The following is a 16,014-nucleotide window of genomic DNA, read 5'->3' on the forward strand; positions in this document are numbered from 1 at the left end:
GCCGTACGGCGGCGGCGTGGGCTCGTCGCTCCCGTAGGACGTGGGGGTCGGGGTGGGCTCGTCGCTGCCGTACGACGTGGGGGTCGGCGTCGGCTCGGGGCTGCCGTACGGCGGCGGCGTGGGGTCGTCATGGCCGTACGACGTCGGGGTCGGCGTCGGGTCCGGCTTGCCGTAGGAGACCGGCGGGGTCGGGTCGTCGTGCCCGTACGACGTGGGCGTGGGCGTCGGGTCGTCGTGACCGTACGCGTCATGGCCGTACGAGTCGTTGCCGTAACCGGTGGGGCGCGGGGTGACCGAATGGCCGACATTGGCACAGGAGTTGCCGAACGCGGGGTTCAGCAGCGCGGCCACGTCCACGGAGTTGCCGCAGACATTGACCGGCACGTGCACCGGGACCTGGATGCTGTTGCCGGACAGCACGCCCGGCGAACCCTGGGCCAGTGACTGCGCGTTGGAGTCGGCGAGCGCGGCCGTGCCGTACAACGAAAGCACGCCGGTCGCGGCAGCTGCGGCCACGACCATGCCCTTGCTGAGGGTCTGTCGCAATCTCGTAGTCTTCCTACTCGAACTGCTCGGAGATGTGGAAAAGCCGGCCCCGGGCCAAAAGGTCTATGGATCGACGGTCCGGGACCGGCCTGTACGCAGCCGGCGGGCTGGCGTGCGGTGGGTACCGAACGTCAGCCGTTGGCGCAGGTGTTGCCGAACGCCGGGTTCAGCAGAGCGAGGATGTCGACGGAGTCGCCGCACACGTTGACCGGAACGTGCACGGGGATCTGGATCACGTTGCCGGAGAGCACGCCCGGGGAGTTGGCGGCGACAGCCCCGGCCCCGGAGTCGGCGAAGGCGGGGGCGGCCCCGCCCAGCGCCAGGAGGGCACCGGCGACGACAGCAGCGCTCTTCTTCATGAATTTTCCCTTCTCTGACGGTCATGCCCCTATGAGCGGTCGAAACCGAGCGAGCACAGCCTTGAACGGCTCGCACCATGACCGGCAGGTTGTAAAACGAGGGATAGACAGCCGGAGAAACCCTGGAACGTGCTGGGCCCCCTAATTCACTCGAACGCCCCCGTAGAATTGACACCTTGGACGATTAACGGATAGGTGCTTCTTCGGGAAGAACGAAGAAACCGTCCGGGCGCCGCACCGGAAAATCGGTGCGGCGCCCGGACGGCACTCGGGGTGGAGCCGTTCAGCTGCCGGCGGAGCCGTTGCCCGCCAGGACGGAGATGTCGTCCGCGAGGTGCGAGAGCGGCTCGTCGTCCTTGGCCTGCGTCGAGTTCTCGGCGCACTGCTGGGTCTGCGGCGAGGACAGCACGGGGATGTCCTGGACGCCGATGTTGAGGGCGGCGAGGACCGACTGGACGTCCGCCTTCACCGGCGCACCGACACACAGGTCGTTGAGCGAGCCGCCCACCAGGGTGGCCTGCGGGCTCAGGTTGCCGGTGGTCACGGCGTTCCCGAACGACTCATGGGCGCCGACACCGCTGGCCGACGTGGTGCCCGTGTCGTTGCCGATGGCAAGCGCCTGAGGGGCCGCCGCCGCGGACACACCGATGAACGACGCGGCGACCGCAGCCGCGGCCATTGCCTTCTTCAGCATTTCGCTTTCCTTTCCGGGCTTTCGCCAAGACGCACGTTCCTGCCCTGGCATCAACCGGGCCGCCGCCGTTTGGTTGCGGGGCGTCACCCGTTCGGATCGTCCGGCGGCATGCGGGGAATTCACCGGTCATTCGCCGGCATCCGGTGACATGTGGGCCATTGGAGTGAACGAGGACAACCCGTGGGCGTGCCGAACCGTTGAACCAGATCGCTCCGGTGGACGGGGTGTCTTCAGAAGGGAACAGCAAGTGATCAAGAAGGTTCTGGCCACCGCCGCGGTCGCCTCCGCCGTCGTCGGTGCCTCCGCCGCCGCCGCGGCCCCGGCCCTGGCCATCGGCAACGACACCGGGACGACGTCCTACAGCGGCAACGGCGCCGCGCAGACGTACGGCAACTCGGCCACCTACGGCAACATGAGCCCGCAGATGGCGCTCATCCAGGGCTCGTTCAACAAGCCCTGCATCGGCCTGCCGGCGAAGGCGGACCTCCAGTCGCTGGTGGGCCTGGTCAACGTCGGCGTTCAGGACATCCCGATCCTGTCCTCGCCGCAGACCCAGCAGTGCACGGAGAACTCCACGCAGGCGAAGGGCGACGAGGCCCTGTCGCACATCCTGGACGACATCTCCGCCCTGTCGGGCAACGGCTCCGCCGGCAGCTGAGCAGTCGATCCCCGCGACGGCGGGTCACCGGTTCCCCGGTGACCCGCCGTTTCGACGTCCTGATGCCGGTTCGACCGGGGGACGTTCATCCATTCATCCGACCACACTGCTCCGAACGGGGCAAACGCCGCAACCACGGCACCGCCGGGGCAGTTGACGGTCACGCAGCTCCTCCCCGGAGTCCGCCTTTCGAAAGGGAACGAACATGAAGAAGCTGTGGGCAACCGCGGCCGTTGCCGCCTCCGTCGCCGGTCTCGCCGGTGCCGCGGCTCCCCAGGCCCTCGCCATCGGCAACGACCACGGCACCACGTCGCTCAGCGGCAACGGCGCCTCGTCGTCCTTCGGCAACTCGGCCACCTCCGGCAGCATGAGCCCGCAGCTCTCGCTGGTCGAGGGCTCGCTCAACAAGCCCTGCATCGGCCTGCCGGCGAAGATCGACGCCCAGTCGCTGGTCGCCCTGGTCAACGTCGGTGTCCAGGACATCCCGGTCCTGTCCTCGCCGCAGACCCAGCAGTGCACGGAGAACTCCACCGAGGCGAAGGGCGACGAGCCGCTCTCGCACATCCTGGACGACATCTCCGCCCTGTCGGGCAACGGCACCGTCGGCAGCTGACGGACGATCCCCCGCGGCGGCGGGTCACCGGTTCCCCCCGGTGGCCCGCCGTTTCGCTGTGTACGGGACCCGGCCAGGGCTTGGCAGACAGGCCCTAGGAGACGATGTCCTTGCGGGCGAACCCCCGGAAGGCCAGCGCGAACAGGACGAGCGCGCAGGTCACCGAGAGCGCGGAGCCCTGGATCATCCCGGACCACTCGGCATGCGGCTGGACGGCGTCGGCCCAGGCGAACTGCCAGTGCGCGGGCAGGAAGTCGCGCCAGTGGCCCAGCGCGGTGACGGCGTCCAGGACATTGCCGACGATGGTCAGCCCGACCGCGCCGCCGACCGCGCCGAGCGGGGCGTCCGTGCGGGTCGACAGCCAGAACGCGAGCCCCGCGGTGACCAGTTGGGACACGAAGATGTACGCCACCGCCACCGCGAGCCGCCCCACGGCCGTGCCGGGGTCCAGCTCACCGCCGGTGGGTATCTGGAGCGGTCCCCAGCCGTAGGCGGCGGTGCCGACGGCGAGGGCGACGACCGGCAGCAGCACCATCGCGGCGAGGCTCAGCCCGAGCGCCACGACCAGCTTGGACCACAGCAGCCGGGCCCTGGGCACGGGCGCGGCCAGCAGATAGCGCAGCGAGGACCAGTTGGCCTCCGAGGCCACGGTGTCCCCGCAGAACAGGGCGACCGGCACGACCAGCAGGAAGCCGGCCGAGACGAACAGGTTCACCGCGGCGAAGTTGGCCCCGGACGCGGTGGCCGTGTCCATCAGGGTGACCTGGCCGTCGCGCCCCGAGGGGTGGCCGACGGCGAAGGCGATGACCAGCACGAACGGCAGTACGGCAAGGAGCGCGCCCATGACCAGGGTGCGGCGCCGCTTGAGCTGGCGGACCAGCTCCACGCGCAGCGGCAGGGTGCCCCGGGTGCGATAGCCGGAGGCCACCTCGGTGAGCGTACTCATGCGGAACCTCCGATCAGGGTGAGGAACGCGTCCTCCAGGCGTCGGTGCGGGCCGACCGAGGCGACCGGCACCGAGAGCCGCACCAGCTCCACGACCAGCCGCTCGGCGGTGCCGCCCGCCGCCAGCCGGACCAGCAGCCCGTCGTCGGTGCGCACGGCGGAGGCGACGCCGGGCAGGGCGGCCACCTTCTCCATCACCGGCTCCTCCACGGGGCCCGCGGTGCCGACGAGCAGGGTGTCGCCGGAGCCGATGATGTCGCGCACGGGTCCGGCCTGGACGAGCCGGCCGCGGTCCATCACCACGAGGTGGGTGCAGGACTGCTCGACCTCGGAGAGGAGGTGGCTGGAGACGATCACGGTGCGTCCGGCGGCCGCGTAGCGGATCATCACCTCGCGCATCTCGCGTATCTGGGGCGGGTCGAGGCCGTTGGTGGGCTCGTCCAGGATGAGCAGATCGGGCAGGCCGAGCATGGCCTGGGCGATGGCCAGGCGCTGGCGCATGCCCTGGGAGTAGGTGCGCACCGCGCGGGCCAGTGCGTCGCCGAGCCCGGCGATCTCCAGGGCTTCGTCCAGGTGGGCGTCATCGGCGGGGCGCCCGGTGGCCCGCCAGTACAGCTCCAGGTTCTCCCGCCCGGACAGGTGCGGCAGGAAGCCCGCGCCCTCCACGAAGGCGCCGACCCGGGAGAGCACCGGGGCGCCGGGGCGGACGGCGTGCCCGAAGACGCGGATCTCGCCGTCGTCCGGGGTGATCAGGCCCATCAGCATGCGCAGGGTGGTGGTCTTGCCCGCGCCGTTGGGTCCGAGCAGCCCGAGCACCTGGCCCCGCTCGACGCGGAAGGACAGCTCGCGCACCGCGTACCGGTCGGCGGCTCCGGCGTACCGCTTGCTCAGGTCCTTGATGACCAGCGGGACCTCCGCCAGTGCGGGGTCGGGCGCGGGGGCGGTCGTACGGCGGCGGGCGGTCAGCAGCAGGGCGGCCGCGATGCCCGCTCCGGCGAGCGGCAGCCACCACACCCAGGAGGGCAGCGGGGCCGCGGCGGTGCGCACGGCGGGTGCGGTCGGGACGCTCAGCGCGCTCTTCAGGGTGACGGTGTAGGTGGCCGGGGCGGCTGGTGAGGCGTAGCCCAGGTCGGTGGTGGCGAGGACCAGGCGGAGCCGGTGGCCCTTCTCCACCTGGTGGTCGATCGCCGGGAGGGTGACCGTGACGTCCTTGCCGCTTTGGGCGCCGGTCACCCGGAGGGGCGTGACGAGCTGGGAGGGCAGCACCTGGCGTTTGCCGTCGGGGCCGACGTCGTAGACCTTGCCGAACAGCACGGCGTCGCCGCTGGTGGAGGTGATGTGGACGCGGGCGGTGGGGGTGCCGGTGATCTGGAGGGTGCGGGTGAGCGGCGCGGAGTCGAAGCGGGCGTACTGGCCGGGGAAGTCGAGGGCGGTGCCGAGGCCGAGCGCGGACAGCTGGCCGAGGCCGCCGGAGCCGCCGAGGCCGGGCAGCGCGGAGACGGCGGGCGGGCTCGCGCCGGCCGGGTTGATGATGTGCTGTGCGCGGCCGGACAGGGCGATGTCGTGCCGGTCGGCGCGCAGGCCCGGGTAGCTGTCCGCGCTCGCCCCGCGCAGCTGGGCGGTGCCGTCCGTGGAGTCGACGCCGCCGGTGCGGGTGACCCGGAAGGCGGGGCCGGTGTCGGCGGTCTTGTCGCCCTTCAGATACCGGTCGAACCAGGCGCGCACCCGGTTCTGCACACGGCCGGTCTCCAGGTCGCCGCCGTCATGGCCGCCCGCGACCCAGTCGACGTCGACGGGGGCGCCGTTGGCCTTGATGGCGTGCTCGGCGGCGTCGGCCTGGCCGAGCGGGAAGAGCGAGTCGGTCTGGCCCTGCACCAGCAGGGTGGGCACCTTGATGCGGGAGCCGACGGCGGACGGCGAGCGCTCCTGGAGCAGGGCGCGGGCGGCGGCGTCCGGGGTGCCGGAGGTGGCGACCCGTTCGTACATCCGGCACAGGGCGGGCTCGAAGCGGGCGCAGCCGCCGCCCTCGCCGAAGAAGACCCCGGCCCACAGCTTCTTGTAGACGCCGTTCGGGAAGAGGGCGTCGGCGAGGTTCCAGTAGGTGAGGGCCGGGGCGATGGCGTCCACCCGCCGGTCGTGGCCCGCGGCGAGCAGGGAGACGGCGCCGCCGTACGAACCGCCGGCCACGCCGACGCGGGGGTCGCCGGGCTTGTCGAGGCGCACCTGGGGCTGTTTCGCGAGCCAGTCGATGAGCCGGGAGACGTCGGCGACCTCGGTCTTCGGGTCGTTCAGTCCGATCTTGCCGGTGGAGCCGCCGAAGCCGCGGGCCGACCAGGTCAGGACCGCGTATCCGTCGCGGGCGAGGTCCTCGGCCTGCTGCCGCATGTCGTCCTTGCTGCCGCCGAAGCCATGGGCGAGCAGGACGGAGGGCCGGCGGCCGGCGGGGCCCGCGGTGAAGTACGAGGTGTCCAGGCGCACGCCGCCCGGCATGGTCATCATCCGGTCGGCGCGGTGCACGGGCTCGGGTCCGCCGGAGGCGGCGGCCGTCCAGGTGCCGGCGCCCGCGAGCACCACGACGGCGGCCGCGGCGGCCGGCAGCCGCCGCGGTCCCTTGAGCAGCCCTCGCAGCCGGGCCACACGAAGATCCATGCCTCAACGGTACGGGCCGCCACTGACATCCGCCGGACCCCCCGGGCTGAACCGGGGCCCCTCCGGGGGGAGTAGGGGCGGCGGGCCCGTACTTCATCCGCAGTAGTACGGCGCGGCCCCCGGTACCGGAGGTGAGGGGGGTACCGGGGGCCGCGCGCGCCGGGGAGGGCTCAGGCCTCCTGGGTGTCCTCGGGGATGGACACCAGCCAGCGGGTCTCCTGGCGCGGGCGGAGGTAGAGGGCCCAGTAGAGGGTGGCGACGAGGGTGATGCCACCGGTCCAGATCAGGTAGGAGACCTCCTGCTCGACCAGGATGTAGACCAGGACGGCGATCAGCAGGACCGGCATGGCGGGCCACAGCGGCATCCGCCAGGCCTTGCGAGTGCCGTGGTGGCCGCGGCGGGCGAGCAGGGCGGCGACGGCGACCAGCAGGTAGAGGGCGGTGACGGCGACGCCGGTCACGCCGTAGAGCGTGTCCAGGTTGACGAAGCAGAGGAACGCGCCGGGGACGCCCACGACCAGGGTGGCGACCCAGGGGGAGCCGAAGCGGCCGAGCTTGGACAGGGCGTTGTTGACCGGCGAGGGCCAGGCCTTGTCACGGGCGGAGGCGAACAGGACGCGGGAGTTCTGGATGACCATCACGATGCCCGCGTTGATGATCGCGAGGGCGACGCAGAGGCTGACGAAGGTGCCGACCGCCGAGTTGCTCCAGGCGATGACCATGCTGGAGATGTTGCCGCCGGTCAGGGCGGTCAGGTCGCCCGCGCCCAGGGTGATCGCGGTGACCGGCACCAGGATGACCACGCTGGAGATGGCCAGCGTCGCGAGGACGGTGCGGGCGACGTTGCGGCGCGGGTTCTCCAGCTCCTCGGAGAGGTAGACGGCGGTGGAGAAGCCCTGGGTGGCGAAGAGCGCGATGGCGAGCCCCGAGAGGACCATCATGGCCGTCACCGGGTTGACGTGGGCGTGCTCGCCGGCGATCTGGAAGGAGGTGAGGGAGCCCAGGCCGCGGTGGGAGTGGGCGAAGCCGAGGACGGCGACGACACCGGCCGCGATGACCTCAAGGACCAGGAAGATGCCGGTGATCCAGGCGTTGGCGCGCAGGTCGAGCAGGCCCGCGAGGGTGGCCGCGATCATCACGCCCGCGCCGGTCCAGGACGGGTCGAGGTGGACGATCGGGGCGAGGTAGTCGGCGGTGCCCATCGCGATGACCGGGGGGACGATCATCACGACGAGGAGCGACATCACGAAGGCCAGCCAGCCCGACAGCCGGCCCGCCAGGGTGGAGACCATCGCGTACTCGCCGCCGGCGCTGGGGATCAGGGTGCCCAGCTCCGAGTAGCAGAAGGCGACCGGGATACACAGCAGCGCGCCGATGGCGAGGCAGAGCGCGGTCGCCGTGCCGAGGCTGGAGAACAGGTCCGGCACGATCACGAAGAGCGTGGAGGCCGGTGTGACGCACGAGAGGGTGAGCAGAGTGCCGCCGACCACGCCGATGGAGCGCTTGAGCTTCTGAGGGCTGTCCGTGGCCTCGGGGAGGCTCGTCTCGACAGGGCGGAGCGTGTCGGTCATGCGGCGGAATCCGATCGACTCGTGTCGTGCGTGAGGGTGAGGGGTCGGGAGCGCTATCGCCTCCGGGCGGATCGTCGTCGTACGGTCGTCTTCGTCCGCTCCCGGCGCCCATAGGGAACCCCGACGAAAACCGCCACGTCAATGGGTGTTTACCTTCGGAATCCGCACCAAGGGCCCGCACCGCTGTGGATCAGATTCGCAGGCAACAAGGCCCCATTGATGCATCCATCAAGCCTGTATGTGATCTGACCTTGCTTTCGAAGGTCATCTCCTAGCAACCCCTTCGTCACCCGTTTCATCCACATGAACGGGAACCGCAGCCGACGTTTCAAAAAAATGTCAGGCCGTCCGGTATCCGGACGGCCTGACGAGGGGAGAGCGATGGTCCTGGGTCGCGCTCAGTGGTTGCGCGGGAACCCGAGGTCGACACCGGTGGGGGCGTCGGCCGGGTCGGGCCAGCGGGTGGTGACGACCTTGCCGCGGGTGTAGAAGTGCGTGCCGTCGTTGCCGTAGATGTGGTGGTCGCCGAAGAGCGAGTCCTTCCAGCCACCGAAGGAGTGGTAGCCCACCGGCACCGGGATCGGCACGTTGACGCCGACCATGCCGGCCTCGATCTCCAGCTGGAAGCGGCGGGCGGCGCCGCCGTCCCGGGTGAAGATCGCGGTGCCGTTGCCGAACGGCGAGGCGTTCATGAGGGCCACGCCCTCGTCGTACGTGTCCACGCGCAGCACGCACAGCACCGGGCCGAAGATCTCGTCCTGGTACGCCTTGGCGGTCGTCGGCACCTTGTCCAGCAGCGAGATGCCGATCCAGTGGCCGTCCTCGTACCCCTCGACCGTGTGGCCGGTGCCGTCCAGGACCACCTCGGCGCCCTCGGCGGCCGCGCCGGTGACGTAGGAGGCCACCTTGTCGCGGTGGGCGGCGGTGATCAGCGGGCCCATCTCGGAGGTGGGGTCGTTGCCCGGACCGATCTTGATCTTCTCGGCGCGCTCGCGGATCTTCGCCACCAGCTCGTCGCCGATGGCGCCGACCGCGACGACCGCCGAGATCGCCATGCAGCGCTCGCCGGCCGAGCCGTAGGCCGCGGAGACGGCCGCGTCGGCCGCCGCGTCCAGGTCGGCGTCCGGCAGCACCAGCATGTGGTTCTTGGCGCCGCCCAGGGCCTGCACGCGCTTGCCGTTGGCGGAGGCGGTGGTGTGGATGTAACGGGCGATCGGGGTGGAGCCGACGAAGGAGACGGCCTTCACGTCCGGGTGCTCCAGGAGCCGGTCCACGGCCACCTTGTCGCCCTGCACCACGTTGAACACGCCGTCCGGGAGCCCGGCCTCGGCCAGCAGCTCGGCGATGCGCAGGGAGGCGGAGGGGTCCTTCTCGCTCGGCTTGAGCACGAAGGTGTTGCCGGTCGCGATGGCGATCGGGAACATCCACATCGGGACCATCGCCGGGAAGTTGAACGGCGTGATGCCCGCGACCACGCCGAGCGGCTGGCGGATCGAGGCCACGTCCACGCGGCTGGCGACCTGCGTGGACAGCTCGCCCTTGAGCTGGACGTTGATGCCGCAGGCCAGGTCCACGATCTCCAGGCCGCGGGCGACCTCGCCGAGCGCGTCGGAGTGCACCTTGCCGTGCTCGGCGGTGATCAGCTCCGCGATCTCGTCGCGGTGCGCGTCCAGCAGCGCCCGGAACCTGAAGAGGATCGTGGTGCGCTGTGCCAGCGAGGACTGGCCCCAGGTCGCGAAGGCGTCCTTGGCGGCGGCGACCGCGGCGTCGACCTCCTCGACGGAGGCGAACGCGACCTTGGTGGTGACCGCGCCGGTCGCCGGGTCGGTGACCGGCCCGTACGTGCCCGACGCGCCTTCGACGGTCTTCCCGCCGATCCAGTGGTTGACGATCTTCGTCATGCCCAGAGACTCCTTGTTCACAGATGGCGGCGTCGGGTCGAGACGTGCCGTTCGTACTGCTCACGTGCCGTGACCGCGGGGGTTCGGGTCGCGCTCGCGGCCACAGGAACATCCCACCAGGCCTGTGCCTCGGGCGCGCCCGACACAGTGTCGGACGTTTCGGTCTCGACGTAGACACATGTGGGAGTGTCGGCCGCCCGCGCCTCGGCGAGCGCCGCGCGCAGTTCCCGGACGCTCCCCGCCCGCAGTACCCGCATCCCCAGGCTGGCCGCGTTGGCCGCGAGATCGACGGGCAGCGGGGCCCCCGTGTAGGTGCCCTCCTCCGTCCGAAACCGGTACGCGGTGCCGAACCGCTCGCCGCCCACCGCCGCCGAGAGCCCCCCGATGGACGCGTACCCGTGGTTCTGCACCAGCAGCACCTTGATCGCGACGCCCTCCTGGACGGCGGTCACGATCTCGGTCGGCATCATCAGATACGTGCCGTCGCCGACCAGCGCCCAGACCTCGCGCTCGGGCGCCGCCAGCTTCACACCGAGCGCGGCCGGGATCTCGTAGCCCATGCAGGAGTAGCCGTACTCCAGGTGGTACTGGTCGCGGGAGCGCGCCCGCCACAGCTTGTGCAGATCGCCGGGGAGCGAACCGGCCGCGTTGATCACGATGTCCGACGCGTCCACGAGGGCGTCCAGCGCGCCGAGTACCTGCGGCTGGGTCGGCCGCGCGTCGGGGTCGGGGCTCGCGAAGCAGGCGTCGACACGCCGCTCCCAGCGCTCCTTGCCCGCCGTGTACTCGTCCGTGTAGGCGCCGTCCACCTTGTAGGACGCCAGCGCCCGGGTCAGCTCCTCCAGGCCGGTGCGGGCGTCCGCGACCAGGGGCAGCGCGGCCAGTTTGTGGGCGTCGTGGGGTGCGATGTTGAGGTGCAGGAAGCGGACGTCCGGGTGCTGGAAGAGGGTGCCGGAGGCGGTGGTGAAGTCGGTGAAGCGGGTGCCGACGCCGATCACCAGGTCCGCGGTGCGCGCCAGTTCGTCGGCGGTCGCGGTGCCGGTGTGGCCGATCCCGCCGACGTCCCGCGGATGGTCGTACCGCAGTGCGCCCTTGCCCGCCTGGGTGGATGCCACGGGGATGCCGGTCGCCTCGGCGAACGCGGCGAGGGCCGCCTCGGCGCGGCTGTGGCGGACCCCGCCGCCCGCGACGAGCAGGGGGCGGCGGGCGGCCCGGACGGCGGCTGCCGCGCAGGCCAGTTCGACGGGGTCCGGGCCCGGGCGCCGTACGGTCCACACCCGCTCGGCGAAGAACTCCTCGGGCCAGTCGTACGCCTCCGCCTGCACGTCCTGCGGCAGGGCGAGGGTGACCGCGCCGGTCTCCACGGGGTCGGTGAGCACCCGCATGGCCGCGAGCGCGCTCGGGATCAGCTGCTCGGGGCGGGTGATCCGGTCGAAGTAGCGGGAGACCGGGCGCAGCGTGTCGTTGACCGAGACATCGCCCGCGTACGGCACTTCCAGCTGCTGGAGGACCGGGTCGGCGGGGCGGGTGGCGAAGACGTCGCCGGGGAGCAGCAGGACGGGGAGGTGGTTGACGGTGGCGAGGGCGGCGCCGGTGACGAGGTTGGTGGCGCCGGGCCCGATGGAGGTCGTCACCGCGTGGGCGCTGAGGCGGCCGCACTGGCGGGCGTAGCCGACGGCCGCGTGCACCATGGACTGCTCGTTGCGGCCCTGGTGGTACGGCATCACGCCCGCGTACTCGACCAGCGCCTGCCCGATGCCCGCGACGTTTCCGTGGCCGAAGATGCCCCAGGTGGCGCCGATCAGCCGGCGGCGCTCGCCGTCGCGTTCGGTGTACTGGGCGGTGAGGAAGCGGACGAGCGCCTGGGCGACGGTGAGCCGGGTCGTCATCGGTAGCCCCCGGTGGTCTCGGTGTGGTCGGGATGGAAGCGGATCCGCCACTCCCTGTTCTCGCCGGGCCCGGCCATCACGTTCAGGTAGTACATGGCGTGTCCCGGCTGGGCGACGGAGGGGCCGTGCCAGCCGTCGGGGACGAGGACGGCGTCGCCGGAGCGGACCTCGGCGAGGACGTCGGCGCCGCCCGGGCGGGAGGGGGACACCCGCTGGTAGCCGAGGCCGCCTGGACCCTCGATCTCGAAGTAGTAGATCTCCTCCAGTTCGCATTCCTCGCCCGGCCGGTGCTCGTCGTGCTTGTGCGGCGGGTACGAGGACCAGTTGCCGCCGGGGGTGAGGACCTCGACGGCGATCAGCCGGTCGCAGTCGAACGCGTCGGCGGCGGCGAAGTTGCGCACCCGGCGGGCGCAGGTGCCGCTGCCGCGCTGCTCGACGGGAACCTCCGGCGCGGGGCCGTAGCGGGCGGGGAGTCGTCGCTCGCACTTCGCTCCTGCCAGGGCGAAGCGGCCTCCCGCGCCGGAGGCGATCTGGACCCGGGCGTCACGGGGCGCGTACGCGAAGTCCGAGGCCCCCGCGAACACGCTGTCCCGACCCAGGAGTTGGAACTCGCTTTCCTCGATTCGAACGGTACATCCGCCTTCCAGCGGAAGCACGATCCACTCGCTGTTCCCGGTGATGAACGTATGGCTACCACCCGGGGACAACTCGACGATGCGCAGGGCGCTGTACGTCCAACCGGCGCGCTCGGGGCGGATGTCGAGGGCGTACTCGGCGCTCGCCGCGGTACCTCGGGGCAGATACAGATCGTCGCTGGTCATGCGGCCTCTCGCAGCAGTGCGGTGGCGGTGTCCACGGCGGCGGCCACATCGCCGTCCGCCGGGTACAGCAGCGAACGGCCGGCCACCAGGCCGCGCACGGTGGGCAAGTGGAGCGCGCCGCGCCACTTCTCGTGGGCGGCCCTCCGGTCGGCGGGTGCGTCGCCTGTGTCACCGCCGAGCAGTACGGCGGGGAGGGTGGAGGCGGCCAGGACGCGGGCCATGTCCCGCGGGTCCTCGGTCACCGGCACCTTCAGCCAGGTGTAGGCCGAACTGCCGCCGAGGCCCGAGGCGATGGCGATGGAGCGGGTGACGGCCTCGGCGGAGAGGTCGTTGACGAGTGCGCCCGCGGGGGTGCGGCGGCTGATGAAGGGCTCCACGAAGACCGGGAGCCGGCGTGCGGCCATCGCGTCGACGGCACGGGCGGCGGACTCCAGGGTGGTCAGGGAGCCGGGGTCGGTGTAGTCGAGGCGCAGCAGCAGCTTGCCCGCGTCGAAGCCGAGGCGGTCGATGTCCTCGGGGCGGTATCCGGTGAACCGGTCGTCGAGTTCGAAGCGCGCGCCGCGCAGCCCGCCGCGGTTCATCGAGCCCATGACCACCTTGTTCTCCAGGGCGCCGAGCAGCAGCAGGTCGTCCAGGATGTCCGCGGTGGCGAGGACGCCGTCGACGCCGGGCCTCGACAACGCGAGGCAGAGGCGTCCGAGCAGGTCGGCGCGGTCGGCCATGGCCAGTTCACGGTCGCCGACGGCGAGGGCGCCGCGGGCGGGATGGTCGGCGGCGACGATCAGCAGCCGACCGGTGTCGTTCAGCAGGGGCCGGCGCCGCCGCCGGGCGGCGGCCTCGGCGATCGCCTCGGGGTTTCGGACGCGGACGCGGACCAGGTCGGCGATGTCGACGGGGGGTCGGGGGGTGTCCGGGCTCGGGCCTCCGGCCGGGCGCGGATCTCCGCCCGGACGCGGATCTCCGGCCAGGCGCGGGCCTCCAGCCAGGCGCGTACGGGAGGCGCGGGCATCGGCCGGGCGTGCGCCTTCGTCACAGCCCGCGCCCTCTGAACGGCCCGCGCCACCGGTCCCGGCCGCGCCCTCACTCCGGGCCGTGCTCCCGCCATGGCCCGTGCCCCCGGCGCCATCACCGCCACGGCCCACAGGCCCGGCGCGGCCCTCAGCCCGGACCAAGCCATCGCTACGACCGTCCGCCCGGGCCACGCCCTCGGCCCGACCCGCACCCTCGATACAGCCCGCGCCCTCCGAACGGCCCGCACCACCACTCTCACCCGCGCCCTCGCTCCGGGCCGCTCCCCCGCTCCCGTCCGGGGCGCCGGTCCCGTCCCAAGTGCCGCTCCGGGCCGGGGTGTCGTCCGTGTTCATCGCACGGCTCCGGCCGCGAGGGCCGCGGCCACCTCGTCCGAGGTGGGCATCGCGGAGGAGCACTCCAGGCGGGAGGCGACGATGGCGCCGGCCGCGTTGGCGCTCCGCAGGGTGGCCTCCAGGTCCCAGCCGGCCAGCAGTCCGTGGCACAGGGAGCCGCCGAACGCGTCCCCGGCGCCGAGGCCGTTGAGGACGGTGACGGCGAGTGGGGGCACCTCCACCACCGCGCCGTCCGCGCCGACGGCGAGAACCCCCTTGGGCCCCTGTTTCACCACCGCGAGCCGGACTCCCGCGTCCAGCAACGCCCGTGCGGCGGCGTGCGGTTCGCGGGTGCCAGTGGCGATCTCCACCTCGTCCAGATTGCCGACGGCGACGGTGGCGTGGCGCAGGGCCTCGGCGTAGAAGGGGCGGGCGGCCTCGGGGTCGCGCCAGAACATCGGCCGCCAGTCGAGGTCGAAGACGGTGGTGCCGGCCCTCTTCCGGTGGGCGAGGGCGGTGAGGGTGGCCGTACGGGAGGGTTCCTCGCTGAGCCCGGTGCCGGTCACCCAGAAGACGCGGGCGGCGGCGATGGCGTCGAGGTTCAGCTCGCCCGCCTCGATCTCCAGGTCGGGGGCCTTGGGCCGGCGGTAGAAGTACAGCGGGAAGTCGTCCGGCGGGAAGATCTCGCAGAAGGTGACGGGCGTGGGGAGTCCGGGCACGGAGGTGACCCAGCGGTCGTCGACCCCGAAGGCGCGCAACGCGTCGTGCAGATAGGTGCCGAAGGGGTCGTCGCCGGTACGGGTGATCACGGCGGTGGTCCGGCCCAGCCGCGCCGCCGCCACCGCGACGTTGGTCGCCGAGCCGCCGAGAAACTTGCCGAAGGACGTCACCTGCGCGAGCGGGACCCCGGCCTGGAGCGGATACAGGTCCACTCCGATCCGGCCCATGGTGATCAGGTCGTACGCCATCGGCTCCCCTTCGTCACGGCTCCCCCGGTTCGTCACGACTCCCCCGGCTTTCTAGTCCTGCCCACGGAACACTGTCAATGCTTTGTCCGGACATTCGGACGATGAGAGGTCCGGTACTCGTTCCCGGGTCCGGGGCCGGCCATGCGCGCGCCCGCGCCCCACTTTGCGTCAGCCGTGTCACAAATACCCCTCTTCTGTCACACATGTCGCGCCTACGCGGGCACCGCGTCACACCCGGTCGACAGGGGCTGACCGTTGGTGACGGTGCGTCGTTGTCCGGGCGCAGGCTTGATGATCGCCAGCGCAGCGCCCGGTTCCCCCGACGGCCGTCCCCGGCCGCCGCCGCGGTGCGCGCGGGGAGGTGCAGCTCATGACCGACCGCCGGCTCTGGTCCTACAAGGAGATCGCGGCGCACATCAAGGTGCAGCCGGACACCGTGCGGTCGTACCGCAAGCACGGGCTGCTGCCGCCACCGGACCATGTGGAGGGCGGCAAGCCCTACTGGTACGCCGACACCGTCCGCGCCTGGGTCGCCTCCCGGCCGAGCAGTCGCGGCCGCCGCCCCGACTGAGGGCGCGCCGCGCGTCCCGTCGCCTACAGCGCGGTCACGACCACGGCTCGATGACGGTCACCCCGGCCCCCGGCGCCTCCCCCATCCGGGCGAGGGCCGCCGGGGCCGCGTCGAGCGGGACGGCAGAGGTCACCAGAAGGTCCGGGCGCAGGACGCCGGAGCGGATCAGCTCCAGCATGCCGGGGTAGGTGTGCGCGGCCATGCCGTGGCTGCCCAGGAGTTCCAGTTCCAGGGCGATCGCGCGGGCCATCGGCACCGGGGTCGTGCCCTCGGCCGAGGGCANNGGCACCGTGCTCGCGTCCAGGCAGTGCGCCGCGCCGAATCGCCGCGCCAGCTCCAGCGCCCCGGGCGCGATGTCGACGGCGACCACCCGTGCCCCGGCCGCCGCCGCGATCATCACCGCGGACAGGCCGACCCCGCCGCAGCCGTGCACCGCGACCCACTGACCGGCCGCGGCCCGCCCCTGCTGCGCCACGGCACGGAAGG

At 72.2% G+C, this 16,014-nt stretch carries 15 protein-coding genes; 3 read left to right on the forward strand and 12 right to left on the reverse strand.

Translation table 11 applies throughout. The features are described 5' to 3' along the window. The 3 genes from CCN72_RS40080 to CCN72_RS30025 all read right to left on the reverse strand — a co-directional run. Positions 1-546: chaplin (locus tag CCN72_RS40080; protein ID WP_208638140.1), on the reverse strand; the 546-nt coding region annotated here is incomplete at its 3' end. Positions 547-677: 131 nt separating this feature from the next. Then, complete coding sequence (locus tag CCN72_RS30020; protein ID WP_085564798.1) at positions 678-905, reverse strand: chaplin; 228 nt, start codon at positions 903-905, stop codon at positions 678-680. Between the two features lie 283 nt (positions 906-1,188). Continuing rightward, on the reverse strand, positions 1,189-1,599 hold the full coding sequence (locus tag CCN72_RS30025; RefSeq protein WP_086811163.1) for a rodlin: 411 nt from the start codon (positions 1,597-1,599) through the stop codon (positions 1,189-1,191). A 247-nt stretch (positions 1,600-1,846) separates the two neighbouring features. Here CCN72_RS30025 and CCN72_RS30030 point away from each other — a divergent pair, with 247 nt between their 5' ends. Both CCN72_RS30030 and CCN72_RS30035 read left to right on the forward strand, forming a co-directional pair. After that, positions 1,847-2,257, forward strand: a complete 411-nt coding sequence (locus tag CCN72_RS30030) for a rodlin (RefSeq protein WP_085564800.1) — start codon at positions 1,847-1,849, stop codon at positions 2,255-2,257. A gap of 205 nt (positions 2,258-2,462) precedes the next feature. Next, on the forward strand, positions 2,463-2,870 hold the full coding sequence (locus CCN72_RS30035; protein ID WP_086811165.1) for a rodlin: 408 nt from the start codon (positions 2,463-2,465) through the stop codon (positions 2,868-2,870). A gap of 94 nt (positions 2,871-2,964) precedes the next feature. Here CCN72_RS30035 and CCN72_RS30040 read toward each other — a convergent pair whose 3' ends face one another. The 8 genes from CCN72_RS30040 to iolC all read right to left on the reverse strand — a co-directional run bounded on the left by CCN72_RS30040 (position 2,965) and on the right by iolC (position 14,957). Continuing rightward, positions 2,965-3,816 carry an ABC transporter permease gene (locus CCN72_RS30040; RefSeq protein ID WP_085564802.1) on the reverse strand — a complete coding sequence of 284 codons (852 nt, stop codon included), beginning with the start codon at positions 3,814-3,816 and terminating at the stop codon, positions 2,965-2,967. Beyond that, entirely contained in the window at positions 3,813-6,464 is a 2,652-nt protein-coding gene (locus CCN72_RS30045; RefSeq protein WP_167408733.1) for an alpha/beta fold hydrolase, read from the reverse strand. Before CCN72_RS30045 ends, CCN72_RS30040 begins: the two co-directional genes overlap by 4 nt. Before the next feature lie 170 nt (positions 6,465-6,634). After that, the gene (locus tag CCN72_RS30050) at positions 6,635-8,035 is read right to left on the reverse strand and encodes an APC family permease (protein WP_086811166.1); all 1,401 of its coding nucleotides are present in this window, start codon (positions 8,033-8,035) and stop codon (positions 6,635-6,637) included. Positions 8,036-8,433: 398 nt separating this feature from the next. After that, positions 8,434-9,936 carry a CoA-acylating methylmalonate-semialdehyde dehydrogenase gene (mmsA, locus tag CCN72_RS30055; RefSeq protein WP_085564805.1) on the reverse strand — a complete coding sequence of 501 codons (1,503 nt, stop codon included), beginning with the start codon at positions 9,934-9,936 and terminating at the stop codon, positions 8,434-8,436. A gap of 17 nt (positions 9,937-9,953) precedes the next feature. Continuing rightward, positions 9,954-11,825, reverse strand: a complete 1,872-nt coding sequence (gene iolD, locus CCN72_RS30060) for a 3D-(3,5/4)-trihydroxycyclohexane-1,2-dione acylhydrolase (decyclizing) (protein ID WP_086811168.1) — start codon at positions 11,823-11,825, stop codon at positions 9,954-9,956. Continuing rightward, entirely contained in the window at positions 11,822-12,646 is an 825-nt protein-coding gene (iolB, locus tag CCN72_RS30065) for a 5-deoxy-glucuronate isomerase (protein WP_086811170.1), read from the reverse strand. The genes iolD and iolB overlap by 4 nt, the downstream gene beginning before the upstream one ends. Beyond that, positions 12,643-13,533 (reverse strand): Cgl0159 family (beta/alpha)8-fold protein, encoded by an 891-nt coding sequence (locus CCN72_RS30070; protein ID WP_086811174.1) that lies wholly within the window; start codon positions 13,531-13,533, stop codon positions 12,643-12,645. Before CCN72_RS30070 ends, iolB begins: the two co-directional genes overlap by 4 nt. 473 nt (positions 13,534-14,006) lie before the next feature. Further along, positions 14,007-14,957: a 5-dehydro-2-deoxygluconokinase gene (gene iolC / locus CCN72_RS30075; protein ID WP_086811172.1), complete on the reverse strand. Its 951-nt coding sequence runs from the start codon at positions 14,955-14,957 to the stop codon at positions 14,007-14,009. A gap of 370 nt (positions 14,958-15,327) precedes the next feature. On the opposite strand from iolC, the gene CCN72_RS30080 reads away from it, so the two are divergent. Beyond that, positions 15,328-15,528 (forward strand): helix-turn-helix transcriptional regulator, encoded by a 201-nt coding sequence (locus tag CCN72_RS30080; protein ID WP_037651666.1) that lies wholly within the window; start codon positions 15,328-15,330, stop codon positions 15,526-15,528. Positions 15,529-15,562: 34 nt separating this feature from the next. Here CCN72_RS30080 and CCN72_RS30085 read toward each other — a convergent pair. Beyond that, the coding region (locus tag CCN72_RS30085; protein ID WP_143664246.1) for a zinc-binding dehydrogenase at positions 15,563-16,014 on the reverse strand (452 nt) is incomplete at its 5' end.

Source organism: Streptomyces murinus (assembly GCF_002154555.1).
Taxonomy (GTDB): domain Bacteria; phylum Actinomycetota; class Actinomycetes; order Streptomycetales; family Streptomycetaceae; genus Streptomyces; species Streptomyces murinus.